This is a genomic window from Paraburkholderia kirstenboschensis (assembly GCF_904848585.1).
Classification (GTDB): Bacteria; Pseudomonadota; Gammaproteobacteria; order Burkholderiales; family Burkholderiaceae; genus Paraburkholderia; species Paraburkholderia kirstenboschensis.
Genome location: NZ_CAJHCR010000001.1, coordinates 1,161,775 through 1,186,424 on the forward strand (window position 1 = coordinate 1,161,775; position 24,650 = coordinate 1,186,424).

Here is a 24,650-nt window from a genome sequence, read left to right on the forward strand (position 1 = left end):
CGCCCCATGCGGGGGCAGTACGATTTGCGGCATTACGCGCCGCGTTTCGAGCGTTTCGGCGTGCCGCTGGACCAGGCCGCGCCCCTCGCGAGCCGCTAGCCGGCGGGGACCGGCTAGCGGCGGCTCAGTCTCTAGCACAAGCTCCGGCCGCGCGTTCAGTATTGAATGCCCGCCGCCCGGCGCTCAGTGCCTGGAGGGCAACGCGAGCCGCCGTTCATACCAGCGCTGCAGCAGTTCGAGTATCTGGCACAGCACCCAGTAGACGGCCGCTGCCGCGAGATAGAGCGGCAATGGCTGGTACGTCGATGCGATGATTTCCTGCGCACTACGCAGCAGTTCGGTCACCGTAATCACGGACACCAACGAAGTATCCTTGATCAGGCTGATCAAGCTGTTCGACAGACTCGGCACCGCAATGCGCAAGGCTTGCGGCGCGATCACGTAGCGCAGCGTCTGACGTCGCGAGAGTCCGAGACTGTAGGCGGCGAGCCATTGTCCCCGCTGAATGCCGAGGATCGCGCCGCGCATGCTCTCCGACAGATACGCGGCCACATTTGCCGACAGCGCGATCACGCCGGCCGGCGTCGGGTCGAGCGAAATTCCGAAGCTCGGCAAGCCGTAGTAGATCACGAAGATCTGCACGAGCAACGGCGTGCCGCGCATCACACTCACGTAAATGCGCGCGATCCAGTTCAATGTGCGGCTGTGGCTCACGCCCATCAGCGCGAGCACGGCGCCTGCGATCAGGCCGAAGAACATCGACAGAACTGCAAACTTGACCGTCAGGACAGCGCCCTGCGCGAGCACAGGAAGCGATTGAACGAGCAGGGAAGTGGTGGACATGAGCGGTGCTCGGGTTGGCGCGCGAGACGCACATCGCCTAGGCTGGGCGCGTGCTGCAAAAGTGCGAAGGGCGGCATTCCGGGGATGCCGCCCTTCGTTTCATCCGAAGCCGGTTACTTGATCGGCTTGCTCACGTCGATGCCGAACCACTTGTCCGAGATCTTCGCGAACGTGCCGTCTGCTTCGAGCTGCGTCATCGCGTCGTCGATTGCCTTCGAAAACTTCGGGTTGTTCTTTTTGAACGGAATCCCCGACGGGTTGCCCGCGCCGACATTCGCGCCGGTGCGCAGCGGCAACTGCGAGTTCTTCAACAGATACGCGAGCATCAGACGGTCGTTGAGCGCCGCGTCGAGACGGCCCGCCGCCAGATCGCGCAGGTATTCGGGCGCGCCCGGGTACGTCTTCACGTCGATGCCGGGCACCGACTTCGCCATGTCCATGTAGTTGGTGCCAAGGCCGACGCCGAGTTTCTTGCCCTTCAGATCGTCGAGCGACTTGAACTGGCGCGTGTCGTCCTTACGCTGGATCAATTGGGCGGCCGAGTACGTATAAGCGGGCGAGAAATCGAGCGCCTGCTTGCGCGCATCCGTAATGCCGACCTGGTTGACGATCACGTCGAACTTGCCGGCCTGAAGGCCCGCAATGATGCCGCTCCATTCGGTTGTGACGAATTCGGGCTTGGCGCCGAGCTTCGCCGCCACCGCTTTGGCGATGTCGACGTCATAACCGACCAGTTCGCCCGACGGCGCTTTCGAATTGAACGGAGGGAAGGTGCCTTCCAGACCGATGCGCAGCGTGCCGCGCTGCTTGACCTGGTCCAGCAGATCGTCGGCATGGGCCGTGACCGCGGTGAACGAAGCGCCGATCAGAGCGGCGACGAAAACTTTCTTCAACAACCCGAGTTGCATTGTGTTCCTTTTTGTTCGTATGTCGTTTTAGCGGACGAAAGCTTAACAAAGCAGAATGCCGAACGCTAAATACCGTTTGTTCATGTCTGTATTACCCGGTTGCCGCGAGCCTGAGTCCGCGTGCCGCTGCGACTGCGACTGCCACTGCGCCGTGGAGTCAGTGAAGCGCCTGCACGCATTCGGCAACGAGCGCCGGTCCCCGATAGATGAAGCCCGTATAAAGCTGAACGAGCGAGGCGCCGGCAGCGAGCTTCGCGCGGGCATCGTCGCCGGAAAAGATCCCGCCCACGCCGATGATCGGCACTGACTCACCGACTTCGGCGCGCAGCTTGCGGATCACTTCGTTCGACGCGTCGAACACCGGCTTGCCCGACAGCCCGCCCGCTTCGTCGCCATATTGCATGCCCGCGACGGCGGTGCGCGACAGCGTGGTATTGGTCGCGATCACGCCTTCGAAGCGGTGGCGCAACAGCGTGTCGGCGATCGACTTGATCTGCTCGTCGTCGAGATCAGGTGCGATCTTCAACGCGAGCGGCACCAGCTTGCCGTGCATGTCGGCAAGACGCTGCTGCTTGTCCTTGAGCGCCGCGAGCAGCGCGTCGAGTTCGCCGGCGCCTTGCAACTGGCGCAGGTTCTTGGTATTCGGCGACGAGATGTTGACCGTCACGTAGCTCGCGAACGGATAGACGCGTTCGAGGCAATACAGGTAGTCTTCAGCGGCGCGCTCGATCGGCGTGTCGGCGTTCTTGCCGATGTTCAGGCCGAGAATGCCGCGATAACGCGCGGCCTGCACGTTTTTCACGAACTGGTCGACGCCCGCATTGTTGAAGCCCATGCGGTTGATCACGGCATTCGCCTGGGGCAGGCGGAACATGCGCGGCCGCGGATTGCCGGGCTGCGCGCGCGGCGTGACCGTGCCCACTTCGATGAAGCCGAAGCCGAGCGCGGCGAGCCCGTCGATAGACGCCCCGTCCTTGTCGAGCCCTGCTGCAAGCCCCACGGGATTGCGGAACGTCAGCCCCATCACCGTGCGCGGCGCGTCAGGCACGCGCGCGGCGAGCGCGCCGGCGAGGCCGGTGCGGCCCGCAGCGCCGAGCACACGCAAGGTCAGGTGATGAGCGTCTTCCGCATCCATGCGAAAGAGTTGGGCGCGTATGAGCGGATAGAGGGAACTGAACACAGGACGAAGCCGGGCGGCCAAAAAATGGGAACCCGCTATTTTACCGGCTTTGCGCTATCAATGAGATAAGGCGGGGCAGGAGTGGCGCTCGCCACTTAAGGCCGCAGCGGCCCGCGTTTGCCCTGCGACGCCGCGCCGACCGGCGCGAGATCGACGCCTGCGGGATCGAGTACGCGCCATACGCCGTCGATCAGACCTTCGAGCGGCCTGAAATTGGCCTTGTAGGCCATCTTCGGACTCTCGCGGATCCAGTACCCGAGGTACACATACGGCAACTTCAGGCTGCGCGCCTGCTCGATCTGCCAGTAGATGTTGTACGTGCCGAAGCTCGTATGCGGCAGTCCCGGCTCGAAGAACGTGTACACGGACGAGAGCCCGTCGCCGAGAATGTCGATCATGCTGATCATGCGCAGAAGGCCGGGCGATTCGGGTTTGTCCGGCAGCGCTTCACGGAATTCGACGAGCCGCGAGTTGATCCGGCTTTGCAGCAGAAACTGTTCGTACTGGTCGCGGCTGTCGCGGTCCATGCCGCCGCCCGCATGTCGCGCCGACTGATAGCGCATATAGAGCGCGTAGTGTTCCTCGTCGTAGTGAAGCGGCGCGACCGTGGCGATCATGTCGCCATGCTTTTTCCAGACGCGCCGTTGCGTGCGGTTCGGCTCGAACCGGTCGACCGGCACGCGCACGGGCACGCAAGCGCGGCAACCGTCGCAATACGGCCGATATGTGAACACACCTGAGCGCCGGAAGCCCGCCTTGACGAGGTCCGTATAGACGTCCGAGTTGATCAGGTGACTGGGCGTCGCGACTTGCGAGCGCGCGATACGCCCGTCGAGATAACTGCAGGGATAGGGCGCCGTTGCATAAAATTGCAGCGCCGAAAGCGGAGAAAGAGGCAGCTCGTTAGGATGAGTCACGTTGGCAGCTCTCGAAGCATCTCTGGTAATGCAAACCCGGCGCGCGTTGCAACTTGTCTTGCAGATCGTGTTGCAGCTCATTTTGCAGCACTCGATCCGCGCGTTTCATTGAACGGATCCGGATTCGGCCTGATTCTTCCTACGCCGCTCGCGCGAGCACATCGAGCAACACGGTCTTGTCGAAGCGCCAGGGAATGCGCGGTGCGTCGACAGACGCGCGAACATGCGCGATGAACGCTTTGCGCGCTATCTCGCGACCGCCGAGCGACGCCAGATGCGACGTGTTCTGCTGGCAGTCTATCATTTCTATTTCGTGACGGCGCAAGTGCCCGACAAGCGCGGCCAGCGCCATTTTCGAGGCATCCGTGACGTTGGCGAACATGGATTCGCCGAAGAACATCTTGCCGAACGAGACACCGTACAAGCCGCCCACGCGCTCGCCTTCGAACCATGTTTCGATGCTGTGCGCGTCCCCCACGCGATGCAGCGACGAATAGGCGTCCACTACGTCCGCGGTGATCCACGTGCCGCGCTGGCCGCGACGCGGCGCCTCTGCGCAGGCGCGCATCACGGCTGCGAAGTCGTGGTCGACGCGGATTTCCCACGCGTCGTCGCGCAACACGCGCTTGAGCGTTTTACGCAGCGACGGCGACACCTTGAACTCGGCAGGGCGCAGGATCATGCGCGGGTCGGGGCTCCACCACAACACGGGCTGGCCGTCCGAATACCACGGGAAGATACCGTGACGATACGCGTCGATAAGGCGAGACGGCAGCAGATCGCCGCTCGCGGCGAGCAGGCCCGGAGCGCCGCTTGCCGCGCCGAGCGCGCGCTCGACGGGCGGAAACGGTTCGTCGGGTCCGAGCCAGGGAACCATGCGCGCCGCTCAGCCTTCGCGCAGCGAGCGGAAGATGTCGCCCGTATGCAGGCCGAAGCTGCCGGCCGCGCGGTCGGCGAAAAAGAAGCGCAGCGTTTGTCCGACGGTGGGAAACGCAATCTCGTCCCACGGAATGTCGCTTTCTTCGAAGAGCTTCACTTCGAGACTTTCCTCGCCCGCGGCAATGTCCAGATCGAGGAGGCGCGCCATGTAGAAAAGATGCACCTGATGCACATGCGGCACGTTCAGCAGCGAGAAGAGATTCTGCACCTCGACGCGCGCGCCGGCTTCTTCGAGCGTTTCGCGGGAAGCGGCTTCGGCCGTGGTCTCGCCCATTTCCATGAAGCCTGCTGGCAGCGTCCAGTAGCCGTAGCGCGGTTCGATTGCGCGGCGGCAGAGCAGCACCTTGTCGTCCCAGACCGGAACGGTGCCCACGACGTTGCGCGGATTCTGATAGTGCACCGTGCCGCAATTGCCGCATACGAAGCGCTCGCGGTTGTCGCCCGGCGGAATGCTCAGGCTGACGCCGTGGCCGCAGACAGAACAGAATTTCATAGGAAAGGCACAAGAAAGGGTGCTAGGAGTTTATCACTGGGGCGGCGTTTTACCGTGCGCGGTGATGGTGACGCGTGATGGAGGCGGTGCCGGCAAGCGGGCGGTGTGAAGGGGCGTGGGTGCGCTTATAAGTGTGCTCATGCGTGAGCTTGATGACGCGGCTCGTATGCATCGACTCATGCCAGGACTATCGACGCGAAAAGACGGCCGCGCAAACAAAAAAGGCCTGCCCATATGGCAAGCCTTCAATGTTGTTTTCGACGTTCCAGCTTTTGGTTGCGGGGGTAGGATTTGAACCTACGACCTTCGGGTTATGAGCCCGACGAGCTGCCAGACTGCTCCACCCCGCGTCCGTCGAAGAAAAGAGTATAGACCAAACCGGGAGCCGATGCAATAGTCGATGCGGTAGTCGTTTAACGAGCGGACTGCCGCTTGCAGTTCCCGGCAATTACTAGCGACTAGCGCTCGCCGAACAGCTTCCTGCAAAACGCGTCGCGCGATGCGTGGGCGGCGTCGCATCGCGCAAGGCCGCTGCAAGACGCTGCGCTAGAATCGGAGTCTCCCGGCGCGCCGTCACGCCATTTGCGTGGGACTCAAGACGACTCCACGCCGACTCCACGCCGAGTCGGTCGCGAATGCACGACGACGAGCCCGCACTCACACCTTGCCCCGGAACTCCATGGACATCGCTCACGACCTGCAGATCATTGCCGCTCAGGAACACGCGCTCGTGTTCCCCCAATTCGATGCTGACCGCGCATGGCAAATCGGCGCCTATCTGCACGAGGTCGCGAAGGCACGCGGCATTGCTGCCGCCATCGACGTGCGCACATTCGGTCAGCCTCTGTTCTTCAGCCTGCTCGACGGCGCGACGCCGGACAACGTCGACTGGGCACGCCGCAAGGGCAACACGGTCGCGCATTTCCGGCGCAGCTCGTATGCGATCGGACTGAAAATGCAGCAGGCCGGCAGTACGCTCGCGGACAAGCATGGCCTGCCCGTTACCGAATATGCATCGCACGGCGGCGCGTTCCCGTTGACGGTCTCGGGTGCGGGCGTGATCGGTTCGATCACGGTGTCCGGCTTGCCGCAGCGTGCCGATCATGAGTTCGTGGTGGAAGCCCTCTGCGCGCACCTCGGTCACGACTACAGCAAGCTCGCGCTTGCAAAGGCCTGAACCGATGCGGGTGCCGCCTTATGCATTGCTTGGCATCGCGATCGTGGCCGAGGTGATTGCCACGTCCGCCATGCGGGCGTCGGACGGTTTCTCGCGGCTCGTGCCGTCGGCAGTGGTGGTCCTCGGATATGGCGTCGCCTTTTACTGCCTGTCGCTGACGCTCAGGAGCATTCCGGTCGGCATCGTCTACGCCGTGTGGTCGGGCGCGGGCATCGTGCTGATTACGCTCGTCGCGCTTCTGCTCTATGGGCAGGTGCCCGATGTGCCGGCCGTCATCGGGCTCGGGTTGATCATTTCCGGAGTCGCCGTGCTGAACATGTTCTCGAAAATGCAGGCGCACTGAAGCGCGAGCCCGACGCACCGCCTGGGCTCTGGCTGCATCCGTTTGCATCCGTTGTGCATGCGTTCGGGCTTTGCTGCGCTTGCCGGGAATGTCGGCTCTTACTTGCAGCGTACGATCATCGAGCGGCTCTTGACGTTGGCCGACACGACGTTCGTCACGCTGCCGCCCGCGGTCCCGCCTTCGTCGTTGTCTTTCGACACGATGTCATAGCCTGTCGCGCCGCACGCCTTGCCCGCCTGCACATAGCATGAGGCCCAGCTAGAACCGGCGTCGGCGCCGCTGCAATTGACCGCGAAGCCGGTCTGGCCGTTCGGCAGATTGATGAGCGATGTCGTGTTGGACGACGCGCAGCCTGCCAGGCCCGCGCCCAGCGCAACTGTTACTGGCAATGCGAGAAGAAGGGACGTGTGGCGCAGCAGAGCCCGCGCGTTGCCACGCGGCGAATGACTTCGGCCCGGCCATTGCGTCATGAAATGCATCGTGATTGTTTCCTTTGATGTGTTGGCTTGCCACGCGCGCAAGCTCAGGGCGTTTCGACAGTAATGCCCGCCGCGCTGACGAGGCGGCGGCTTTCGGCACCGCTTTCAGTGGCCGCGTCTTCCCAGATGCTGATGGCTTTCGCGATGTCGATGTCATGGCTTTCGGCATACGCAAACCATCGATTCGCCGCATCCGGCTCGGGCAGTTCGTGATCGTGCAGAAAATATTTTCCCATATTGCGCTCGCTGAACTCGAAATGGAGGCACTGCAGCAGCACGGAGCGTGCCGTCGAACCGGTTCGACCTGTACGGATCCGACAAGTGCAACTGTGAAAGCGCGCAGAACTTATTCGATCGCCGCGCGCCTTACCTGATCTATCGCAACGAGGAGAACGAACATGGCTGAACGGGTCAGCGGCCCTTACCGCGGCTATTACATCAGTGCCGCCGCGCGCCTCGTGCCGGCGGCCGGCGCCCAAGGCACCGACAGCACCGACGGCACCAATGGCACCGGCGGCACCTACGTCGGCTCGGTCAGCCTGGCCGAGCTTGGTCCGGACGATGCACACCGGATGGAGACGCTGCTCGATCTCGGCGACCAGCAACGGTTTGGCAGCGAAGAAGAGGCGCTCGCCTATGTTGAACAGGCCGCGCGCGACTACGTCGACCGTCTGTTGGGAGGCAAGTCATGAACGTCGACCGTCTGCTCCGAGGCAAGTCATGAGGGCGACTGACGAGCAAGCCCGCACTCGAACCCATGCCGACGCTCCTCGCGATTCCGGCGCCGCGGCGGGGTGGACCGCAGTCCGGCCGCGCGAGTACCATATTCGGGTCGTCCGGGGCCGGCCGGTTCTCGCGGGCTCCGGTTGTGTGCCGGATACTTCTGATGAGGCGACTATGGAAATCAGGTTTCCCGCGGGCGCGCCAGCCTACCGCGATTCCAATCTGACCGTTGTCTTTCCCGCGCTGGTGGATGGTGAGCCCGTGCCGTGCGCAATCTCCGTCGAGGCGCTAGAAGATCACTTCGGCGCACACTCCGAAGACCTGGAAGGCTGGATGCGCGCATTCGACGCCGGACGTCCGCGCATAGAAGCCGTGGCGCGCGAGCATTTGCAGATCAGCAACGGCACGCCTGTGCTGCTCAAGAGCGGGCACTTTCCGCCGGGGGATGCGGCTCGCTAGAGAGAGAAGAACCGCGCGCGGCGGCCATGCACTGCCGGACGCCTTCTTCGTAAGACGTCTTCGCGATCGGACCGATCAGCTTCGTCAATGCGGAGTCGTCGAGCACGACCGGTTCGGTCATCAGGTAGTTCATCTCGACCAGTTCACGCATCAGCGGATTAAAGAGGCCGAGCACGCGCAGCATCGTCTTGCCGGCCACCATCAGCCTGGGTTGGCCGCCCGCGAGCGCATAAGCCTGTCGTGCCACTTCGCGCTGCGTGATGGTGCCCGCGCCGGCGAGGTGCCACCAGCGCCCGTACGCTTCCGGCGTGCGCGTAAGCTTCTCGACCACGGCTCCGATATCCGGCAGATAAATGAATTCATGGGGCACATCCACGGGGCCGATCATCTGCGCGCGCTTTCCATTTGCGGCAGCTTCGAATGCGCCGTTGAGCAGACTGCGCTCGATGCCCGGGCCGTAGAAATCGGGTAGCCGCAGAACCAGCGTCGACAGTCCGTTTTTTCCATGCGCCTGCAGCACCAGATTCTCCTGGGCGAGCCGCATTTTCCCTTTGAACGTGTGCGGCTCGCGAGGATGGTCCTCACGGATCGGATTGCCGCGCGCACGACCGTATGGATAGACGGTGCCGATCAGAACGAAACGTTCCACGCCCGCTGCCGTGATGCCTGCGAGCGTTTTCTGCATCAGCGGCGGGTGTTCGGCGAAGCGGTCGTAGGGCACGCCGACCAGATAGACGACGCTCTGCAGTCCCTGCGCCGCAGCGCTGATCGAAGCCGGATCGTCAGGATTCCACGTGACGATCTCCGCGTGCGGATCGTGGCCGAAAGCGGCAACCAACGCTTCCCGCGAGCGGCCCACGACGCGGTAGTCGCGGCCCGCCGCGCCAAGCGATGCCGCGATGATCCGGCCGGCGGCGCCGGCGGCTCCGAACAGGCCGACCTTTCCTTCGCTGTGCATGACGGTACCTTTCTTGTGACGCGGCGAGCCGGGATGCACGCCGTGTGTTGATCTGTCAAAATTTTGTGAACAGTGTTCAGTGAACGGTGTTCAGTTTAATTTGACTTTTCAGTTTGTCAACCGGAAAATGCCTTGCATGGGAATCGCTGAAAGAAAGAATCGGGAGAAGCAGGCGTTGCGGGAACGCATCCTCGGGGCCGCACGACATATCGTGATGCGTGAAGGCTTTGCCGCTCTGTCAATGCGCAAGATCGCCGAAGCGATCGAGTATTCGCCTGCCGCGCTGTATTTGCACTTCGTGAGCCGCGACGAAATTGCCCGGGCGCTATGCGCCGAAGGCTATGCGCAGTTGCTGGAGACCTTCGAGCCGCTCGCGGGGATTGCCGACCCAGCTGAACGGCTCAAGGCGATGGGGCGCGCTTATGTCGCCTTCGGCGTCGCTCATCGGGAAACGTACCGGCTGATCTTCATGGAAGATCCGAGCTATACGGGCGCGGCGCTCGGCGCCAAGACAGCCGCAGCGGCGCCCGGTCCGTCGGCTGTGGGCAGGGCGCAAACGGGCATTCAGGCGGTGCAGCCCGGCACGGAAGACGACCCGGGCGCCGCGGCCTTGCAATTCATGATTTCCGCGCTAAACGAGCTGAAAGCGGCGGGGCGCCTTGCTGCATCCGTGGATGCGAGGGTGTGGGCCGACGCTTTCTGGGCGACGCTGCATGGCATCGTCGCGCTCCATCTGACGTGTCCGGTTTTTCCGTCGGCGCCACTCGACACCGTTGTGGGAATCGCATTGGACACCTGGCTTGGGGCGGGCGGTGTCGCTGCGGATGCAGATCCGGATGGCATCGCAAGCTCCAATGCTAACGCGGCGGTTTCGCGCAGGAAGAGGGCCGGCGCCACGGGCGCGGAAGGCTCGTCGCAAGTCAAGGCGCAAGCCAAGGCGCGAGTCAAGGCGCAAGCCGAGACCCAAGCGGAGGCGCAATCCAAGGCGCGAGCCGAGACGGAAGCCAAGGCGCAAACCGAGACCCAAGCGGATGCCCAAGCAGACACGCAAGCGGAGACGCAATCCGAGACGCAGGGCGGTTCGGACGCAGAACCTGCACCTACCCGGCGTCGCGCAGCCAGGAAGACGCGGTAGACAGCGGCTCAGTGCCTACCTTTGGGACGTCCCCGCCCGAAGTCGCGCGAGGCCGCGAGCGCTACCCTCGTTCCCCACCTTGCACCGCAAACCGGCCCCGACTCGCGGGCCGTGATAACGTTGCGTTTCCACGTCTTTGCGCCGCCGTGCGTTGTCTCCCATGTCTCTTTTCGCCTCGCCCGCAGCTAGCGACGAAGTCGCGACTTACGTAGCCAACCGCATCGGTTTCATCGAGCTTGAAAGGCCGAAGGCGCTCAACGCGCTGTCGATCGACATGATCCGCGCGATGCACGCCGCGCTCGACGACTGGCGCGAAAATCCCGATGTGCTTGCGGTCGTCGTGCGCAGCCAGCATCCTCGCGCGTTCTGCGCGGGCGGCGATATCCGTTTCCTGTACGAGTCGGCGAAACGCGGCGAGCACGAAGCGCGCGACGCGTTTTTCATCGAGGAATACCGCCTCAATCACGCAATCTTCACTTACCCGAAGCCCTACATCGCGTTGACGAACGGCGTGGTGATGGGCGGCGGCATGGGCATCTCGCAGGGCGCGCATCGTACCGGCGGCCTGCGCGTCGTGACCCAGTCGACAAAGATGGCGATGCCGGAAACGCGCATCGGCCTTTTCCCGGATGTCGGCGCGAGCTGGTTTCTCGCGCGTACGCCCGGCGCGATTGGCCGCTATCTCGCGGTGACGGGCGAAGCGATAGGTGCCGCCGACGCGTTGTACGCCGGCCTCGCCGACGTCTATATGGACGATGTCGCGCTGCCCGCGCTCATCGACACCTTGCGCAGCGAACTGTTCGAGCGCGGCGCCGACGTGGTTGCGTGCGTCGAGCGAGAGAGCCGCGCCTATCAGGTCGCGCCGCAGCCGAAGGAGTCGCCGCTTGCTCGCGCGCGGCGGTTGATCGATCGGCATTTTGCGCTGCCCGACGTGCCGCGCATTCTCGCTTCGCTTCAGCAGAAGTGCGATCGCGACACCGCCGATTGGGCCGAGCAGACCATCGCCGTGCTGCGGGAGCGTTCACCGCTATCTATGGCCGTTTCGCTGGAGGTGGTGACGCGCGCGGAAGGCTCGATGTCGGAAGTGCTGCGCGGCGATCTCGATCTCACGCGTTCGAGTTTCCTGGAAGGCGACGCGGTGGAAGGGATTCGCGCGCGCATTATCGACAAGGACAACGCGCCGCACTGGCGCTTCGCGCGCATTGAAGACGTGAGCGCTGCCGATGTCGCGAAAATGTTCGAAAGCCCGTGGCCGGCCAGCGAACATCCGCTGCGGGATCTGCACGGTTAAGGCACGTGCGGCCCGTACGATCGAAACGCCGCTTGTCGAGTCGGGCCACCTGAGCCGCCGTAGAGGCGGCTGGGCGGTGGTGCCGCTCAATCCACCTCTTCGCTTGCCATGAAGGCGCGCATGAAGACGAGCGCGCCCCAGCCCCACATTGCGTTCGCGGCGAAACCCATGGCGAGGCGCGGCAGCATATTGCCGCTCGGCCAGATGCCGCGCAGCGGATCCACGACGAATACGCTCGCCGCCGTCAACACGATGCCGCCGAACACGAAGGCGGGCAGCCACGGCGCACGGCGCTCGGGCGCGACGCGCAGGAGCCACGCCATGAGTACGGCCCAGAACGCGCTCCAGATTGCGTTCGCAATGAACTCGGGCAGGCCGAGCGGTAGAAACGGGGCAGTCGAAAAACCGCTTTGATCGGTAACACCGGCTGCGTTCAGCAGCGCCAGCGTCGATTCATGAAAGAACAGAGAAGCCAGAAAACCGGCGACGAACGGCAGGATGAGTTTTTGCATGCATTGCACCGCCAGGGTACAGGCGCGTCGTTCGCGTTGCCCGCACCGGATTATTGGAAACGTGCGCCATTATAGCCAGCGGAGGCCGCTTTTCCGGTTGCGCGAAGCGTCGCGTCCGTATGCTTTAGCGTCGGGCTAATCACGGAAGTGGAAAACCTAAGCTCAAAAAAATCGTTCAAAAGCCGCGCTTCGGTCCATAGACTCTTTTTCCATGCAGACGGCGCTTGCCGCCGTCGCCCTTAGCGTAGATAGCGCATCTTCCGTTCTTTCGCGATGCATCGCCCGGTTCATGCCCGATGACCGGCTGGATGCGCGCAGCCCGCGTTTGCGCCGGCGTTTGCTTTTGCCTTCGCGTTTGCCTGCGCGGCATGCACCGTCTTCATTCAATCCAGTTTTGAATTCGCAGGGAGCAGTAAATGAATGTGTTCTGGTTCATTCCGACTCATGGCGACAGCCGCTATCTCGGTACGTCGCAAGGCGCGCGCGCAGCCGATTACGACTACTTCCAGCAGATCGCCGTCGCCGCCGATACGCTCGGCTACGAGGGCGTGCTGCTGCCGACCGGCCGCTCGTGCGAGGACGCATGGGTCGTCGCATCGAGCCTCATCGCCGCGACGAAGCGCCTGAAGTTTCTCGTCGCGATCCGGCCTGGCATTTCGTCGCCGGGTCTTGCCGCACGCATGGCCGCGACGTTCGACCGTCTGTCGAACGGGCGCCTGCTGATCAATGTCGTGACGGGGGGCGACGCGGCCGAGCTGGAGGGCGATGGTGTGTTCGTCGATCATGACACGCGCTACGAGATCACCGATGAATTCCTGCACATCTGGCGCAAGCTGCTCACGGCCGCGCATACGAACGACGCGATCGACTTCGACGGCAAGCATCTGAAGTCGAAGGGCGGCAAGGCCTTGTATCCGCCGGTGCAGAAGCCGCATCCGCCGCTGTGGTTCGGCGGTTCGTCGCCGGCCGCGCACGACATGGCGGGCGAGCATATCGACACCTATCTGACGTGGGGCGAGCCGCCCGCCGCGGTTGCGAAGAAGATCGCCGATATTCGCGCCCGCGCCGCCGCGCACGGCCGCACGATCCGCTTCGGCATTCGCCTGCACGTGATCGTGCGCGAGACCGAAGAAGAAGCGTGGGCCGCCGCCGACAAGCTGATCAGCAAGCTGGACGACGAAACCATCTCGCGTGCGCAGGCCTCCTTTTCGAAGATGGATTCCGAAGGCCAGCGCCGCATGGCCGCGCTGCACGGCGGCAAACGAGGTGGGCGCGCCGAGCTCGAGGTCTATCCGAATCTGTGGGCCGGCGTGGGCCTCGTGCGAGGCGGCGCGGGCACTGCGCTCGTCGGCAACCCGGAGCAGGTGGCGGCGCGCATGAAGGAATACGCGGACCTCGGTATCGAGACGTTCATCCTCTCCGGCTATCCGCATCTCGAAGAGTCGTACCGCTTTGCCGAACTCGTGTTCCCGCTGCTGCCGAACCGACAGGGCAAGACTTCGAACGGGCCGCTGTCGGGACCGTTCGGCGAGATCGTCGGCAACAACTATCTGCCGAAGGCGGCGAGCGCGAGCTGAGCGCCGCCCGCCTCGGTACGGCATCTTCGACATGCAATGAGGGAAATAACCATGGCTCAATACACTGTGAGTGCGGATCGGAATGAGGGCGCGCGCGGCGGCGCGGGCTTCGGTTCCGTGCTCGTCTCCGCTTCCGGGTCGTTGCGGCAAGTCGGCGCGTCGCTCGCGCCGTGGGTCGCACCGCTTCTTATTCTCCTCGCCTGGGAAACCGCCGCGCGCAGCGGCGTGCTGTCGACGCGAGTTCTGCCTGAACCGCTCGCCGTCGTGAAGGCCGCGTGGTCGCTGATCCAGTCGGGCGAGATGTGGGCGGACGTCAAGGTCAGCACGTGGCGCGCGGTGTCCGGATTTGCGATTGGCGGCGGGATCGGTCTCGTGCTCGGGCTCGCGACGGGCCTCTTCAAACCGGTCGAAATCGCACTCGATTCGACCGTGCAGATGATCCGCAATATTCCGGCGCTCGCGATGATCCCGCTCGTGATCCTGTGGTTCGGCATCGAGGAGCAGGCGAAGGTTTTTCTCGTCGCGCTGGGCGTGTTTTTCCCGGTCTACGTGAACACGTTCCACGGCATCCGTTCGGTTGATTCCAATCTCATCGAGATGGCGCGCAGCTACGGCGTGAAGGGTTTCGCACTTTACCGTCATGTGATTCTGCCCGGCGCCTTGCCGTCGATTCTTGTCGGCGTGCGCTTTGCGTTCGGGCTGATGTGGGTGACGCTGATCGTCGCGGAGACGATCTCGGCGCAGTCGGGCATCGGCTACATGACGATGAATGCGCGCGAATTTTTGCAGACCGACGTCGTCGTGGTCGGCATTCTGCTGTACGCGGCGCTCGGCAAAGTCGCCGACGTGCTGGCAAAAAGCCTGGAGCGCGTGTCGCTGCGGTGGCATCCGGCCTATCAACGGGGAGGCAAGGCATGAGCGCAACGACATTTTCAGCGTCGTTCGGCGGCATCGCGGGCAGCGACCTGGAAGCGGAACTGGCGCAGGCCCGCGTCGCCGATCGCGACGCCGACGTAGCCGCTGACTCCGGGCATGGCGACACAGCGCATGGTTATGTGCGCGACGCAAATGCCGCTGGCGGAGCAAACGGTACACAGCGGGCAAACGGCGCAGCCGACTATTCGGTCCAGTTGCGCGGTGTCGGCAAGCAGTATGGCGATCGCAAAGTGCTGACGGACTTCGACCTGTCGATCGAGCGCGGCAGTTTCGTCGCGATCGTCGGCCGTAGCGGTTGCGGGAAATCGACGTTGCTGCGTCTCGTCGCCGGTCTGGAGAAGACCACGGCCGGGGTGCTCGAAAAGCGTGCCGAAGACGGCCGGCCGCTCGACGCTCGCATCATGTTCCAGGACGCACGCCTGTTGCCGTGGAAAAGCGTGTTGCAGAACGTGATGCTGGGACTGCCCCGCAGCGCGCGGGAAGACGCGCGTGCGGTGCTGGCCGAAGTCGGCTTGCTGGAGCGCGCCAACGACTGGCCAGCGCAGCTTTCCGGCGGTCAGCGTCAGCGTGTCGCGTTGGCGCGGGCGCTCGTGCATCGTCCGCAATTGCTGCTGCTCGACGAGCCCCTCGGCGCGCTCGATGCATTGACGCGCATCGAAATGCACTCGCTGATCGAGCGCCTGTGGCGCGAGCACAAGTTCACCGCCTTGCTCGTCACGCATGACGTGCACGAGGCCGTCGCGTTAGGCGACCGCATCCTTTTGATCGAAGAAGGGCGCATCGCGCTGGATCAGCCGGTGCCGCTCGCGCGTCCGCGAGCGCGTGCGTCGGCGGGCTTCGCGGCGCTCGAAGAGCATGTGCTGCAGCGCGTGCTGAAGAATGCGCCGAACGACGACGCGTTGTCCGGCCAGCCCGAAGACGCACGCGGCACACCCGGCACACGTAGCCAGGGCCGCTTCCGGCGGCCTACAGACGTCCGCTGGGCTGTCTGACATTCCTTGACTGACTGTTTTCAATCGCTTCCCTGGAGCCACTCGCAATGAGCATTTCCGCAATCAACGTACGCAATCAGTTCAGAGGCAAGGTCAAGGAAATCATCCGTGGACCGGTCGTGTCCGAAGTCGATGTCGACACGCCGTTCGGCATCGTGACCTCGGTGATCACCACGCGCTCGATCGACGAACTCGAACTGCAGGTCGGCTCGGAAGTCGTCGCGCTCGTCAAGTCGACGGAGGTCTCGATCGCGCGCCTGTAAGCGCCGCGCTATTTCGCGTTCGCACCGCTCGCGGGCGGCTCGTGCATCATTTTGTCGTTGGTCGGCTTGCGCGGACGCTTGATCGGCATGTTGTCCGGGTTGCTCGACCCTGTCGAGCCGGAGGCCGCCTCGGGCGGCTTCGCCATCGACGACGCGGCGTCGCCCGGCGCCGCCGGCTGCTTTGCTTGCGCAGTCGAGTTCCTGGAATCTGTTGATCCGGCTTGGGGCGCTTTGGCCGTTTCCGCCCAGGCCGCCGTTTCGCCCATGCACGTCGCTGCCAGTGCGGCGACTGCGGTCAGAGCTGTCAGAGTGCTTCGCTTCATCTCCTTCTCCTTTTGCGTGCTTCGCGGCCCGTCCGATTGCGTGAGGCTCCGGGGTAGACCCGGGTTGCCGGCGAAAATTCACGCGCTAAGCCATTCGGTCATGACGATGCACCAACGCGACTGCATTCGCCCTCGAAACTTGCTAGGATGAATTTAGCCATTTCGGCGGAGGCAGCCATGTCGAAGTCATTGAGTCCCGAAGCAATCGAAGCGTTGCGCCGCTTGAACGAGGTCGGCGTGGGTCAGCCGCCGCCAAAATTCCCGCAGACCGTAACCGCCGAACTGCTCGCCTGCGGGCTCGTCACCGAGGCAAGCGGGGACGAAGTCGAAATCACCTGTAACGGCAGGCAGTACCTTTCAGGCGATTGCGATTGAGCATGAACGGCGGCGACTACGCGGTGCCGCATCAGGGGATCAGGGCATGTAACGGCGTTTTCACGGCGCAGGGTGCCGTGCGAACGCCAGCGCCGGCACGCTGGGCGCTACGAATGTCCTCAGGAGCCCGCGCGAGACGTGGAGGTGAACATGGAGCCGACGGGGCTCGACATGGGAGATTACCAGGAGCGCTATCAGGACTACGACATCGAAGTCGCGGTCGAACAGGTGCTCACTGGCGTCAAGGCGCATTTCCGGGTGTTGCGCGAGAACGCAGTGGTAGTCGACTGGCGGCTCGTGCACATCGACAGCCTTTGGCCCACCGAGCACGCCGCGGCCGAAGCAGGCTTTCGCGCCGCGCGCGAAGTGATCGACGCAGGTCTTGCCGCTTAGGCACGTCTTAGGTGCGTCTTAGGCACGTAAACGAAAGAGGGCGCCGGCATCGGAACCCGATGCTCGGCGCCCACCGTGCTTGCCGCCAGGGCAGCAAGCTTGACGGCGAATGCTTAGTGGCCGAAGAAAACCGACTGCGGACCCGAAGTCGATTCACGCGTGGCCGAGCCCGATTGCGACGACACGTTGTTCACGCCGCCGTAAGCGTTCGATTCAGCGTTAGCCCGTTCGGCCGCGACAGTCTGCGCATTCTGACCTTGTTGCGAAGCCGGTGCGCCGACCGACGGACGATAGAAAGGTGCCGGGCCGTAGCCGCTCGCAAAAGCAGGCGCGGCGATCGAGGCGGAAACGGCAACGAGAAGGGCGGCGATAAATTTGGTCTTCATGGTGTACCTCCAATAATGTTCGACTTTCGAGATGGCGTTGCCGAAGCCGGGGCTGTGTCTGCAACGTCGATGGAGGCAGTGTATACCCCTACTATCGAAAATTTGTGCCGATAATTTGAAAGCACTATTCTTGCTGATGAAATAATCCGCGAGTCGTAGAGTGGGCGCGGGTGAGCGCCGGTCTGGCCCCGATCGCCAAGCGGTCGATGCGGGGTAAAGACCTGATCGGGAAGGGGTTTTATGAGGTGATTGGCGGACCAGAAGAGAACTGCTAGATCACCGAAGCGAACAGCATAACCAAAGGCCCAAAACAAAAACGGCGTTGTGATTTCTCACAACGCCGCTTGCCAATCAATTTTCAATCTTTACTGCGGAAATTCTTTGGGGTGGCTGATGGGGCTCGAACCCACGACAACAGGAATCACAATCCTGGACTCTACCAACTGAGCTACAGCCACCACTGATATCTGCTTTGACTTGCCGGAAACTTGGCTCGTCAACGAAGAAACGAGATTATACGAACACGTTCCGCGTTTGCCTAGTCCTTTATTCAAAAATTTCGGCAGGCTCACGCAGATGTTGTCTCGCCTCGTTGAAGATAGTGAGGTCGCGCGCAGCGAGGCGCTTGCTATCTGAGAGCACTCGGCGCCAGCCGCGAGCACCTGCTTCGCCTCGATAGAGGCCGAGGGCGTGACGAGTGATCGCGCCGAGGTACGTACCGCGGGCCATCTCGGCGGCGCAATATTCAATCAGCTTCGCCTCGACCTGCTCGCGCGTGAGCGGCGCTTGCGTCGACCCGTAGAAACGCGCGTCCACGTCGGCCAGCAGATACGGATTGTGGTACGCCTCCCGCCCGAGCATCACGCCGTCGACGTGTGCGAGATGTGTCTGCACTTCGTCGAGCGTCTTGATCCCACCGTTGATGACAATCTCCAGTTGCGGAAAGTCGCGCTTCAGTTGATACGCGTAGTCGTATTTGAGCGGCGGAATCTCGCGGTTCTCTTTCGGGCTCAGGCCTTTGAGGATCGCGTTGCGCGCATGAACGATAAAGACGTTGCAGCCGGCGTCTGCGATCGTGCCGACGAAGTCGCGCACGAAGCCGTAGTCCTCGACGGCATCCACGCCGACTCGATGTTTGACCGTGACCGGCACGGAGACGACGTCGCGCATCGCCTTCACGCAGTCGGCGACCAGTTGCGGCTCGTTCATCAGACACGCGCCGAACGCGCCGCGCTGCACCCGCTCCGATGGGCAGCCGCAATTCAGATTGATTTCGTCATAGCCCCACTGCTCGCCAAGCTTCGCCGAGCGCGCGAGATCGCCAGGCTCGCTGCCGCCGAGTTGCAACGCAACGGGCGCTTCGTCGGGCGTGAAGGCGAGATGGCGCGGCACATCCCCGTGCAGCAGTGCGCCGGTCGTCACCATTTCCGTGTAGAGCCACGTATGACGCGAGATGATGCGATGAAGCGACCGGCAATGACGATCGGTCCAGTCCATCATGGGGGCGACGCTGACGCGGCGCGGACTGGGAGTGCTAGCTGAAGACATGGGCGGCCAAACGGCTTGAATCGAAACCGGAATTTTAACGCAATGCAGGCGATTGCCTCGCAACGCTCGAATGGCTCGCGCTCTCGCTGAATTCGCCGATCAGCTGTTTTAGAGCGCAGACAGGCGCCTCAAGTCGGCGGTCGCCGAAGCGACCACTTCATTCAATGGCTGCGTCCTCCATGCCCGCCACCGCCGCCGCTCCACGAGCTGCCGCCGTGCGATCCGCCATATCCCCCATATCCGCCGCCATGGCCGCCGTGCCAGCCACCGCTACCTCCGCCGTGACCGCCATGCCAACCGCCACCGCCCCAGTGGCCGCCACCGCCGTGGTAATAACAGCATGGTCCGCCCCAACCGCCCCAGATGCCGACCGTGCCGTACACCGGCGCATAGGGCGCTCCGTATCCGTAGCCATAACCGGGGTAATAGGGTTGGGCGTAGCCGTAGTCATAGGCGGGCGCGACTGCGCATCCGCTGACGCCCGCCACCACGGCCAGCAATGCCATCGATGCAAAGAGCCTGCTCACAGTTGTCTCCCGTCCTGACCCGTCCTGACATAAAGGATCAGAAAGATCGCGGGCCCGGGAGTTCAGCCGCATTTGTGTCCGCACATTACGATCGCACCGCGTGCCTGCGCAGCGCTCATCCTTGCGCCGAACCGGTACTCCACGGCGAGCGCAGCATGCTGCGACCGGAACCGCATCGGAGCATCCATCGCGCGGTAACACCCGGTTAATCTTCTGCAACAGAACAGCGCGTGGCCGCCCTTATCATGCGATGCGGTTGGTCGTAGGAACGCTTCAACGCTTGCGCAAAGGTTCGATCAACGACGACAACCCGTTGTGATCGATTTCGTGCATCAGTGCGAGTAGCCGTCCAATCTCGCCGGGCGGAAAGCCCTGGCTCGCGAACCAGTTCAGGTAATGGCCAGGCAGGTCGGCGATCAGGCGGCCTTTGTATTTGCCGTAGGGCATCACACGTGTGACCAGCAGTTCGAGGTGTTCGGGATTCATCGTGATGGACCGGCGCAAAGGAATGTTGGGCGCGGCGCGCTTGCACTGCACGCCAGCACGGCATTCTAGCCGTGCTGCAGGCATCGCGCGGGCATGGTAACGTCAGCGGTTTATGTCCATCCAACGAATAGGAAAGCTTCCATGGAATACCGCAGACTCGGCGATTCGGATGTGCAGGTCAGCCTGATCGGACTCGGCACCATGACGTGGGGCGAGCAGAACACAGAGCAGGACGCGCACGCTCAGATCGACTACGCGCTCGATCACGGCGTCAACCTGATCGATACCGCAGAGATGTACCCGGTGCCGCCGCGCGCCGAGACGCAAGGCTCGACCGAGCGATTTATCGGCACGTGGCTCGCGAAGCATCGCAGCGAGCGCGAAAAAATCGTGCTGGCCACGAAGATCGCGGGGCCCGCGCGTCAGCCGCATAACCCGCGACATATCCGCGGCGAGTCCAACCAGTTCGACCGTAAGAACCTCACTGAGGCGCTGAACGACAGCTTGAAGCGTCTGCAAACGGACTACGTCGATCTGTACCAGTTGCACTGGCCGGACCGCAACACGATGACGTTCGGCCGTCCGGCCTATCCGTGGGTCGACGACGAATATACGGTGCCTATCGACGAAACGCTGTCCGTGCTCGCCGACTTCGTCAAGGCGGGCAAGGTGCGCCATGTGGGCGTATCGAACGAAACGCCGTGGGGCGTCGCGCAGTTCCTGCGCGCGTCGGAAAAGCTCGGCTTGCCGCGTATCGTCAGTATCCAGAATCCGTATAGTCTCCTGAACCGCACTTACGAGGCGGGGCTCTCCGAGTACGCGCACCGCGACAATATCGGCTTGCTCGCGTATTCGCCGCTTGCCTTCGGCTGGCTGTCCGGTAAATACGAAGGCGGCGCGCGGCCGGCTGGCGCACGCATATCGCTGTTCGAGCGCTTCCAGCGCTACAGCAAGCCGCAAGCGATTCAGGCCACCACGCGTTACGTCGAACTGGCAAAGCGCCATCGCATGTCGCCTGCCCAGTTAGCGCTTGCCTTCGTCAATAGCCGGCCGTTCGTCACGAGCAATCTGATTGGCGCGACTTCGCTCGATCAGTTGAAGGAGAACATTGCGAGCGTCGACGTGAAGCTGCCGCAGGACGTGCTCGATGAAATCGACGCACTGCATCAGATGCAGCCGAACCCGGCGCCTTGAGTTCGCTGGACATGCAACGAAAGGCAAATGTCTCTCCCTGTCGGCAAATCACGACCTAAACTGTGGTGAGCAGGACGGGCTTCTCCGTTCGTGTCGTGCTTCTGCGGGTGGCGCGGCGCGCACGAATGGTAGGATGCAGCCCGAAAAATCGGCAGCGGCGGCGGGTTTTCAGCCGCGCTGTTCACACTCGGCGATAGCACTCAGGACATCGAATGGCGCAACAAAAAACAAACCCAAAACTTGAGCAGGCGCTGACGCGCGGGGACCTCGCAATCCGTCAGGCAAATTCGGCGCGGGCCACCGCGCTGCTGCGCGCGCTAGCCAAAATGATCGTGGATGCCTCGGCGACGATCGGCGTCGAAGCGTTCACACTCATTCCGGACGGCGACAAGATTTACGATCCGGCCGACGGTCTGTGGCCGCAAGAGCTGCAGATTTCGCTCGACGGTCCGGTCGAGGACGCCGATCCCGACGAGATCCGCACCGTGCGGCTAATTGCCGACGATCCGGGCACGATGTTCCGGGTGGAATGGCAGCGTGCCGATGGCAAGATCGGGCGACACGAAGGCGGCCCGTTTGCGACAGTCGCGTTCATCTCGGACGTCGACATTCCCTGGACCGATGAAGAGGACTGAACTCGCGTCCGTGCCGCAAGCTTATTCGTGGGCGCTGACTTCTCGGGTCAGCCGCCCTCGAATTCTCCGCGCATATCTGCGGCGCAGCACGAGTTACTTCATCATCCTGCGCCGAAACAGCACGGCGGCGACGATAAACCCGCCCACCGCATAAGCTGCCAGCACGGCCGCGTGCCACAGCGCGTTGTCGAGCGGGCGCCCAAGCATGGCCGGACGGATCAGATCGACTGCGTGCGCCAGAGGCAGGACCTCGGCCGCACCGCGTGCGGCGGCAGGTAACTGCGAGATCGGGAAGAACACGCCGGAGAGCAACAGCATCGGCGTCAACACCAGCGTTTGATAAAACATGAAGAAGTCGTACGACGGCGCGAGCGCGGTCACGACCATCGCGACGCTTGCAAACGCGAGGCCCGTCAGCACGATGACGGGCAACGCGAGCAGCACGGACGGAAAACTGGCGTAGCCGAGCGCGCCCGCCACCAGCATGATCGCGGCGCCCGACAGCACCGACTTGCTGGCCGCCCAGATCACTTCGCCAAGCACGATATCGCCGAGCGTCAACGGCGTGTGCATGATTGCTTCCCAGGTGCGCTGCACGTGCATGCGCGAAAAGCCCGAATACATCGACTCGAAGCTCGCGGACATCATAATGCTCGACGCAACCGTGCCCGCTGCGAGGAACGCGATATACGACACGCCGTCGACGCGTCCGACCATCAGCCCGAGGCCGAAGCCAAGGCCGAACAGATAGATCATCGGATCGGCGAGATTGCCGAACATGGATGCGAGCGCAAGCTTCTTCCACACAAGGTAGTTGCGGCGCCACACCGCGATCCAGTTGACCGCGTTCGCGGGCATTGCGGCGAAAGGGGCCTGCATGGGCGGGGTGGCTTCGTTGCTTCGGTACGTGCGTGCATCCATTGCGTGTCTCTTGCAGTGTCGATGGAAGTCAGTCCTGCATCTCGCGGCCAGTGAGGCGCAGGAAGACGTCCTCGAGATTCGCCGGGCGGTGCAGATAGCGCAGATCCGCTCGCTGCTTCAGTCGCGCATGCACTGGCCCGGCGTCGTTCACATAACAGAAGAGCGTCTCACCGCTGATCTCGGTTCGCTGTGCGAGCGGCGCAAGCTCATCGCGCAATGCGAACGGATCGGGGCCGAAAATCTCGATGACGTCGCAGCCGATTTCCGACTCGATCAGCTCCCTTGGCGCGCCTTCCGCAATCTTGCGTCCTTCTTCGATCACGCACAGCCGGTCGCATAGCCGCTCGGCTTCTTCCATGAAGTGGGTGGTCAGCAAGATCGTCTTGCCGCGCGCGAGCAGCGAGCGCAGTCGCTCCCAGATGAGATGCCGCGCCTGCGGGTCGAGGCCGGTAGTCGGCTCGTCCATGATCAGCACGTCGGGATCGTTGACGAGCGCTCGCGCGAGCGTGAGGCGCCGCTTCATGCCGCCCGACAGTTCGCTCACACGCGCGTCCGCCTTGCTTTCCAGACGCGCGAATTCCAGCAGCGACGGCACCATCGCGCGGCATTGCGCGGCGCTCAAGCCGAAGTAGCGGCCGAACACCAGCAGGTTTTCGCGGACGGTAAAGTCGGGATCGAGGTTATCGAACTGCGGCACCACGCCGACGCGCGCCCTCGCGATACGCGCCCGGCCGGGAATCGGCTCGCCGCACAGACGGATCGAGCCGGCGTCCGGCGCGGCGATGCCGAGCAGCATGCGCAAGGTGGTGGTCTTGCCCGCGCCGTTCGGTCCGAGCAGGCCGAAGCACTCTCCGGCGTCGACATGAAACGACAGTCCGTCGACAACCTTCTTTTCGCCGTAGCTTTTTTCAACCTGCTGGAATTCGATGGCGGTGTCGGACATTGGATTGGATCGAGACTCAGGCAAAAGAGGCGAATCGACGGGAAGGCTGCTCATTCTAGGTCATCGGCTGCGAAGTGGCGGTTCAAGGAGCGCGCCGCACAGCGCGTTCTTGCACCGCCGCATAAGCGCCGCGCGCACTGTCCCGGCGGAGCGCGCCTCGGATGCACAAGGCCGGGGCACGCGACAATCGCACTTAGCGTTTTCCATCCCTTGCAAGCTGAATTGCGGCGCACCATGATTGATTCAGACCGCGCTTTCGCGGAAAGGGGAAAAACGATGGCGAGCTACCAGAAAATCCTGCTGTGCTACGACGGCTCGCGCGAAGGCCGCAAGGCTCTGCGTTGCGGCGCCGACCTTGCGCTGGATCTGAAGGCGCAAACGCATCTGCTTTCGGTGGTGGACATGCGCTCGAGCATTGCGCAAAGCGCGGGCCTGCTGACGGACGTCGCGTGTGGCAGCTTCGAAAAGACTGCACGGGATATCCTGCAAGAGGGCGTGGACTGGCTGACCGAGCGCGGCGTAAACGCTCAGGGACACTTTGCGTTCGGCCATCCGATCGACGAGATCGCCAATCTTGCCAATGAGTTGCACGTCGACCTCGTGGTGGTGGGCCACCGTTGCCGCACGGGCTTGTCCCGATGGTGGATGGGCGCAGGCAACACACCGCTGCTCGACCGAGTGTCATGCAGCATTCTGGTCGCGTGTTCTTCAGCGCAAGAGCAGCAGCAAGAAGCGGCCTGAGAGTGCCGTTCGGGCGTGCGGCCACACGCGCCAGGCATGCGGCCTTGGTGCGG

General features: G+C 63.2%; 32 protein-coding genes and 2 tRNA genes. 15 read left to right on the top strand and 19 right to left on the bottom strand.

Annotated elements, in window-relative coordinates; all coding sequences use genetic code 11:
- Positions 1 to 183: 183 nt before the first annotated feature.
- The 7 genes from JMY24_RS05225 to JMY24_RS05255 all read right to left on the bottom strand — a co-directional run bounded on the left by JMY24_RS05225 (position 184) and on the right by JMY24_RS05255 (position 5,630).
- Positions 184 to 843, bottom strand: coding sequence for an amino acid ABC transporter permease (locus JMY24_RS05225; protein WP_128591788.1), 660 nt, complete (start codon positions 841 to 843; stop codon positions 184 to 186).
- Positions 844 to 956: 113 nt separating this feature from the next.
- The gene (locus JMY24_RS05230) at positions 957 to 1,751 is read right to left on the bottom strand and encodes a cystine ABC transporter substrate-binding protein (RefSeq protein ID WP_128594901.1); all 795 of its coding nucleotides are present in this window, start codon (positions 1,749 to 1,751) and stop codon (positions 957 to 959) included.
- A gap of 157 nt (positions 1,752 to 1,908) precedes the next feature.
- The gene (locus tag JMY24_RS05235) at positions 1,909 to 2,931 is read right to left on the bottom strand and encodes a quinone-dependent dihydroorotate dehydrogenase (protein ID WP_201701478.1); all 1,023 of its coding nucleotides are present in this window, start codon (positions 2,929 to 2,931) and stop codon (positions 1,909 to 1,911) included.
- Positions 2,932 to 3,026: 95 nt separating this feature from the next.
- Positions 3,027 to 3,848, bottom strand: a complete 822-nt coding sequence (locus JMY24_RS05240; RefSeq protein ID WP_128592519.1) for an arginyltransferase — start codon at positions 3,846 to 3,848, stop codon at positions 3,027 to 3,029.
- Between the two features lie 139 nt (positions 3,849 to 3,987).
- On the bottom strand, positions 3,988 to 4,725 hold the full coding sequence (gene aat / locus JMY24_RS05245) for a leucyl/phenylalanyl-tRNA--protein transferase (RefSeq protein ID WP_201701479.1): 738 nt from the start codon (positions 4,723 to 4,725) through the stop codon (positions 3,988 to 3,990).
- A gap of 9 nt (positions 4,726 to 4,734) precedes the next feature.
- The gene (locus JMY24_RS05250) at positions 4,735 to 5,280 is read right to left on the bottom strand and encodes an NUDIX hydrolase (RefSeq protein ID WP_128594904.1); all 546 of its coding nucleotides are present in this window, start codon (positions 5,278 to 5,280) and stop codon (positions 4,735 to 4,737) included.
- Positions 5,281 to 5,553: 273 nt separating this feature from the next.
- Positions 5,554 to 5,630 (bottom strand) — tRNA-Met (locus tag JMY24_RS05255).
- A gap of 329 nt (positions 5,631 to 5,959) precedes the next feature.
- Between JMY24_RS05255 and JMY24_RS05260 the strand changes: the two genes are divergently transcribed.
- Together JMY24_RS05260 and JMY24_RS05265 are read left to right on the top strand one after the other, a co-directional pair.
- A complete protein-coding gene (locus tag JMY24_RS05260) occupies positions 5,960 to 6,457 on the top strand; it encodes a heme-degrading domain-containing protein (RefSeq protein WP_128594905.1) in 498 nt (165 codons plus the stop codon).
- 10 nt (positions 6,458 to 6,467) lie between these two features.
- Positions 6,468 to 6,800, top strand: coding sequence for a DMT family transporter (locus JMY24_RS05265; RefSeq protein ID WP_413231225.1), 333 nt, complete (start codon positions 6,468 to 6,470; stop codon positions 6,798 to 6,800).
- Positions 6,801 to 6,898: 98 nt separating this feature from the next.
- Here the strand turns inward: JMY24_RS05265 and JMY24_RS05270 are convergent, their stop codons facing one another.
- Complete coding sequence (locus tag JMY24_RS05270) at positions 6,899 to 7,279, bottom strand: hypothetical protein (protein WP_128588424.1); 381 nt, start codon at positions 7,277 to 7,279, stop codon at positions 6,899 to 6,901.
- Between the two features lie 44 nt (positions 7,280 to 7,323).
- Positions 7,324 to 7,515 carry a hypothetical protein gene (locus JMY24_RS05275; RefSeq protein ID WP_128588423.1) on the bottom strand — a complete coding sequence of 64 codons (192 nt, stop codon included), beginning with the start codon at positions 7,513 to 7,515 and terminating at the stop codon, positions 7,324 to 7,326.
- 162 nt (positions 7,516 to 7,677) lie between these two features.
- Between JMY24_RS05275 and JMY24_RS05280 the strand changes: the two genes are divergently transcribed.
- Positions 7,678 to 7,971, top strand: a complete 294-nt coding sequence (locus JMY24_RS05280; RefSeq protein ID WP_128594907.1) for a hypothetical protein — start codon at positions 7,678 to 7,680, stop codon at positions 7,969 to 7,971.
- A gap of 205 nt (positions 7,972 to 8,176) precedes the next feature.
- The gene (locus JMY24_RS05285; RefSeq protein ID WP_128594908.1) at positions 8,177 to 8,461 is read left to right on the top strand and encodes a DUF1488 family protein; all 285 of its coding nucleotides are present in this window, start codon (positions 8,177 to 8,179) and stop codon (positions 8,459 to 8,461) included.
- Here the strand turns inward: JMY24_RS05285 and JMY24_RS05290 are convergent.
- Positions 8,421 to 9,419, bottom strand: a complete 999-nt coding sequence (locus tag JMY24_RS05290; protein WP_201701480.1) for an NAD-dependent epimerase/dehydratase family protein — start codon at positions 9,417 to 9,419, stop codon at positions 8,421 to 8,423. The genes JMY24_RS05285 and JMY24_RS05290 overlap by 41 nt on opposite strands.
- A gap of 136 nt (positions 9,420 to 9,555) precedes the next feature.
- Here JMY24_RS05290 and JMY24_RS05295 point away from each other — a divergent pair, with 136 nt between their 5' ends.
- A complete protein-coding gene (locus JMY24_RS05295) occupies positions 9,556 to 10,554 on the top strand; it encodes a TetR/AcrR family transcriptional regulator (RefSeq protein ID WP_128594909.1) in 999 nt (332 codons plus the stop codon).
- A gap of 160 nt (positions 10,555 to 10,714) precedes the next feature.
- Positions 10,715 to 11,845, top strand: a complete 1,131-nt coding sequence (locus JMY24_RS05300; protein WP_128594910.1) for an enoyl-CoA hydratase/isomerase family protein — start codon at positions 10,715 to 10,717, stop codon at positions 11,843 to 11,845.
- Positions 11,846 to 11,931: 86 nt separating this feature from the next.
- Here JMY24_RS05300 and JMY24_RS05305 read toward each other — a convergent pair whose 3' ends face one another.
- Complete coding sequence (locus JMY24_RS05305) at positions 11,932 to 12,357, bottom strand: hypothetical protein (protein ID WP_128588413.1); 426 nt, start codon at positions 12,355 to 12,357, stop codon at positions 11,932 to 11,934.
- A 416-nt stretch (positions 12,358 to 12,773) separates the two neighbouring features.
- On the opposite strand from JMY24_RS05305, the gene ssuD reads away from it, so the two are divergent.
- The 4 genes from ssuD to JMY24_RS05325 are packed head-to-tail and all read left to right on the top strand — an operon-like array spanning position 12,774 to position 16,125.
- Entirely contained in the window at positions 12,774 to 13,934 is a 1,161-nt protein-coding gene (gene ssuD, locus JMY24_RS05310) for an FMNH2-dependent alkanesulfonate monooxygenase (RefSeq protein ID WP_128594912.1), read from the top strand.
- A gap of 51 nt (positions 13,935 to 13,985) precedes the next feature.
- Entirely contained in the window at positions 13,986 to 14,852 is an 867-nt protein-coding gene (ssuC, locus tag JMY24_RS05315) for an aliphatic sulfonate ABC transporter permease SsuC (RefSeq protein ID WP_128594913.1), read from the top strand.
- Entirely contained in the window at positions 14,849 to 15,862 is a 1,014-nt protein-coding gene (locus JMY24_RS05320) for an ATP-binding cassette domain-containing protein (RefSeq protein ID WP_128594914.1), read from the top strand. Before ssuC ends, JMY24_RS05320 begins: the two co-directional genes overlap by 4 nt.
- A 47-nt stretch (positions 15,863 to 15,909) precedes the next feature.
- Entirely contained in the window at positions 15,910 to 16,125 is a 216-nt protein-coding gene (locus JMY24_RS05325; protein ID WP_128588406.1) for a TOBE domain-containing protein, read from the top strand.
- 8 nt (positions 16,126 to 16,133) lie between these two features.
- Here the strand turns inward: JMY24_RS05325 and JMY24_RS05330 are convergent, their stop codons facing one another.
- Positions 16,134 to 16,448, bottom strand: coding sequence for a hypothetical protein (locus tag JMY24_RS05330; RefSeq protein WP_128594915.1), 315 nt, complete (start codon positions 16,446 to 16,448; stop codon positions 16,134 to 16,136).
- Positions 16,449 to 16,625: 177 nt separating this feature from the next.
- On the opposite strand from JMY24_RS05330, the gene JMY24_RS05335 reads away from it, so the two are divergent.
- Together JMY24_RS05335 and JMY24_RS05340 are read left to right on the top strand one after the other, a co-directional pair.
- The gene (locus JMY24_RS05335; RefSeq protein ID WP_128588666.1) at positions 16,626 to 16,823 is read left to right on the top strand and encodes a hypothetical protein; all 198 of its coding nucleotides are present in this window, start codon (positions 16,626 to 16,628) and stop codon (positions 16,821 to 16,823) included.
- 150 nt (positions 16,824 to 16,973) lie between these two features.
- On the top strand, positions 16,974 to 17,216 hold the full coding sequence (locus JMY24_RS05340; protein WP_128588663.1) for a DUF6566 family protein: 243 nt from the start codon (positions 16,974 to 16,976) through the stop codon (positions 17,214 to 17,216).
- A gap of 113 nt (positions 17,217 to 17,329) precedes the next feature.
- On the opposite strand, the gene JMY24_RS05345 is transcribed toward JMY24_RS05340, so the two are convergent.
- From JMY24_RS05345 to JMY24_RS05365, 5 genes are all read right to left on the bottom strand, one after another.
- Positions 17,330 to 17,602, bottom strand: coding sequence for a hypothetical protein (locus JMY24_RS05345; RefSeq protein ID WP_128588661.1), 273 nt, complete (start codon positions 17,600 to 17,602; stop codon positions 17,330 to 17,332).
- A 382-nt stretch (positions 17,603 to 17,984) separates the two neighbouring features.
- Positions 17,985 to 18,060, bottom strand: a tRNA-His gene (locus JMY24_RS05350).
- Positions 18,061 to 18,148: 88 nt separating this feature from the next.
- The gene (dusA, locus tag JMY24_RS05355) at positions 18,149 to 19,150 is read right to left on the bottom strand and encodes a tRNA dihydrouridine(20/20a) synthase DusA (RefSeq protein WP_201701481.1); all 1,002 of its coding nucleotides are present in this window, start codon (positions 19,148 to 19,150) and stop codon (positions 18,149 to 18,151) included.
- A gap of 161 nt (positions 19,151 to 19,311) precedes the next feature.
- The gene (locus tag JMY24_RS05360; protein WP_128588657.1) at positions 19,312 to 19,677 is read right to left on the bottom strand and encodes a hypothetical protein; all 366 of its coding nucleotides are present in this window, start codon (positions 19,675 to 19,677) and stop codon (positions 19,312 to 19,314) included.
- Positions 19,678 to 19,950: 273 nt separating this feature from the next.
- Positions 19,951 to 20,163, bottom strand: coding sequence for a DUF3820 family protein (locus JMY24_RS05365; protein WP_006048800.1), 213 nt, complete (start codon positions 20,161 to 20,163; stop codon positions 19,951 to 19,953).
- Positions 20,164 to 20,304: 141 nt separating this feature from the next.
- On the opposite strand from JMY24_RS05365, the gene JMY24_RS05370 reads away from it, so the two are divergent.
- Positions 20,305 to 21,357, top strand: a complete 1,053-nt coding sequence (locus tag JMY24_RS05370; RefSeq protein WP_201701482.1) for an NADP(H)-dependent aldo-keto reductase — start codon at positions 20,305 to 20,307, stop codon at positions 21,355 to 21,357.
- 212 nt (positions 21,358 to 21,569) lie between these two features.
- A complete protein-coding gene (locus JMY24_RS05375) occupies positions 21,570 to 21,992 on the top strand; it encodes a hypothetical protein (RefSeq protein WP_020065791.1) in 423 nt (140 codons plus the stop codon).
- 93 nt (positions 21,993 to 22,085) lie between these two features.
- Here the strand turns inward: JMY24_RS05375 and JMY24_RS05380 are convergent, their stop codons facing one another.
- Positions 22,086 to 22,913 carry an ABC transporter permease gene (locus JMY24_RS05380; protein ID WP_128594917.1) on the bottom strand — a complete coding sequence of 276 codons (828 nt, stop codon included), beginning with the start codon at positions 22,911 to 22,913 and terminating at the stop codon, positions 22,086 to 22,088.
- A gap of 28 nt (positions 22,914 to 22,941) precedes the next feature.
- On the bottom strand, positions 22,942 to 23,856 hold the full coding sequence (gene nodI / locus JMY24_RS05385) for a nodulation factor ABC transporter ATP-binding protein NodI (RefSeq protein ID WP_128588651.1): 915 nt from the start codon (positions 23,854 to 23,856) through the stop codon (positions 22,942 to 22,944).
- Between the two features lie 276 nt (positions 23,857 to 24,132).
- On the opposite strand from nodI, the gene JMY24_RS05390 reads away from it, so the two are divergent.
- Positions 24,133 to 24,597: a universal stress protein gene (locus JMY24_RS05390; RefSeq protein ID WP_128588649.1), complete on the top strand. Its 465-nt coding sequence runs from the start codon at positions 24,133 to 24,135 to the stop codon at positions 24,595 to 24,597.
- Positions 24,598 to 24,650: the final 53 nt, after the last annotated feature.

What these genes read in the sequence shown, in the direction of transcription:
- aat (WP_201701479.1), bottom strand. Translation starts at nt 4,725, where the DNA reads ATGGTTCCCTGGCTCGGACCCGACGAACCGTTTCCGCCCGTCGAGCGC.
- ssuD (WP_128594912.1), top strand. Translation starts at nt 12,774, where the DNA reads ATGAATGTGTTCTGGTTCATTCCGACTCATGGCGACAGCCGCTATCTC.
- JMY24_RS05370 (WP_201701482.1), top strand. Translation starts at nt 20,305, where the DNA reads ATGGAATACCGCAGACTCGGCGATTCGGATGTGCAGGTCAGCCTGATC.
- JMY24_RS05380 (WP_128594917.1), bottom strand. Translation starts at nt 22,913, where the DNA reads ATGGATGCACGCACGTACCGAAGCAACGAAGCCACCCCGCCCATGCAG.
- nodI (WP_128588651.1), bottom strand. Translation starts at nt 23,856, where the DNA reads ATGTCCGACACCGCCATCGAATTCCAGCAGGTTGAAAAAAGCTACGGC.
- JMY24_RS05260 (WP_128594905.1), top strand. Translation starts at nt 5,960, where the DNA reads ATGGACATCGCTCACGACCTGCAGATCATTGCCGCTCAGGAACACGCG.
- JMY24_RS05390 (WP_128588649.1), top strand. Translation starts at nt 24,133, where the DNA reads ATGGCGAGCTACCAGAAAATCCTGCTGTGCTACGACGGCTCGCGCGAA.
- JMY24_RS05295 (WP_128594909.1), top strand. Translation starts at nt 9,556, where the DNA reads ATGGGAATCGCTGAAAGAAAGAATCGGGAGAAGCAGGCGTTGCGGGAA.
- JMY24_RS05280 (WP_128594907.1), top strand. Translation starts at nt 7,678, where the DNA reads ATGGCTGAACGGGTCAGCGGCCCTTACCGCGGCTATTACATCAGTGCC.
- JMY24_RS05305 (WP_128588413.1), bottom strand. Translation starts at nt 12,357, where the DNA reads ATGCAAAAACTCATCCTGCCGTTCGTCGCCGGTTTTCTGGCTTCTCTG.
- JMY24_RS05335 (WP_128588666.1), top strand. Translation starts at nt 16,626, where the DNA reads ATGTCGAAGTCATTGAGTCCCGAAGCAATCGAAGCGTTGCGCCGCTTG.
- JMY24_RS05330 (WP_128594915.1), bottom strand. Translation starts at nt 16,448, where the DNA reads ATGAAGCGAAGCACTCTGACAGCTCTGACCGCAGTCGCCGCACTGGCA.
- JMY24_RS05365 (WP_006048800.1), bottom strand. Translation starts at nt 20,163, where the DNA reads ATGAATCCCGAACACCTCGAACTGCTGGTCACACGTGTGATGCCCTAC.
- JMY24_RS05345 (WP_128588661.1), bottom strand. Translation starts at nt 17,602, where the DNA reads ATGAAGACCAAATTTATCGCCGCCCTTCTCGTTGCCGTTTCCGCCTCG.
- JMY24_RS05275 (WP_128588423.1), bottom strand. Translation starts at nt 7,515, where the DNA reads ATGGGAAAATATTTTCTGCACGATCACGAACTGCCCGAGCCGGATGCG.
- JMY24_RS05320 (WP_128594914.1), top strand. Translation starts at nt 14,849, where the DNA reads ATGAGCGCAACGACATTTTCAGCGTCGTTCGGCGGCATCGCGGGCAGC.
- JMY24_RS05340 (WP_128588663.1), top strand. Translation starts at nt 16,974, where the DNA reads ATGGAGCCGACGGGGCTCGACATGGGAGATTACCAGGAGCGCTATCAG.
- JMY24_RS05300 (WP_128594910.1), top strand. Translation starts at nt 10,715, where the DNA reads ATGTCTCTTTTCGCCTCGCCCGCAGCTAGCGACGAAGTCGCGACTTAC.
- JMY24_RS05290 (WP_201701480.1), bottom strand. Translation starts at nt 9,419, where the DNA reads ATGCACAGCGAAGGAAAGGTCGGCCTGTTCGGAGCCGCCGGCGCCGCC.
- JMY24_RS05285 (WP_128594908.1), top strand. Translation starts at nt 8,177, where the DNA reads ATGGAAATCAGGTTTCCCGCGGGCGCGCCAGCCTACCGCGATTCCAAT.
- JMY24_RS05230 (WP_128594901.1), bottom strand. Translation starts at nt 1,751, where the DNA reads ATGCAACTCGGGTTGTTGAAGAAAGTTTTCGTCGCCGCTCTGATCGGC.
- JMY24_RS05375 (WP_020065791.1), top strand. Translation starts at nt 21,570, where the DNA reads ATGGCGCAACAAAAAACAAACCCAAAACTTGAGCAGGCGCTGACGCGC.
- dusA (WP_201701481.1), bottom strand. Translation starts at nt 19,150, where the DNA reads ATGTCTTCAGCTAGCACTCCCAGTCCGCGCCGCGTCAGCGTCGCCCCC.
- JMY24_RS05225 (WP_128591788.1), bottom strand. Translation starts at nt 843, where the DNA reads ATGTCCACCACTTCCCTGCTCGTTCAATCGCTTCCTGTGCTCGCGCAG.
- ssuC (WP_128594913.1), top strand. Translation starts at nt 13,986, where the DNA reads ATGGCTCAATACACTGTGAGTGCGGATCGGAATGAGGGCGCGCGCGGC.
- JMY24_RS05250 (WP_128594904.1), bottom strand. Translation starts at nt 5,280, where the DNA reads ATGAAATTCTGTTCTGTCTGCGGCCACGGCGTCAGCCTGAGCATTCCG.
- JMY24_RS05270 (WP_128588424.1), bottom strand. Translation starts at nt 7,279, where the DNA reads ATGCATTTCATGACGCAATGGCCGGGCCGAAGTCATTCGCCGCGTGGC.
- JMY24_RS05325 (WP_128588406.1), top strand. Translation starts at nt 15,910, where the DNA reads ATGAGCATTTCCGCAATCAACGTACGCAATCAGTTCAGAGGCAAGGTC.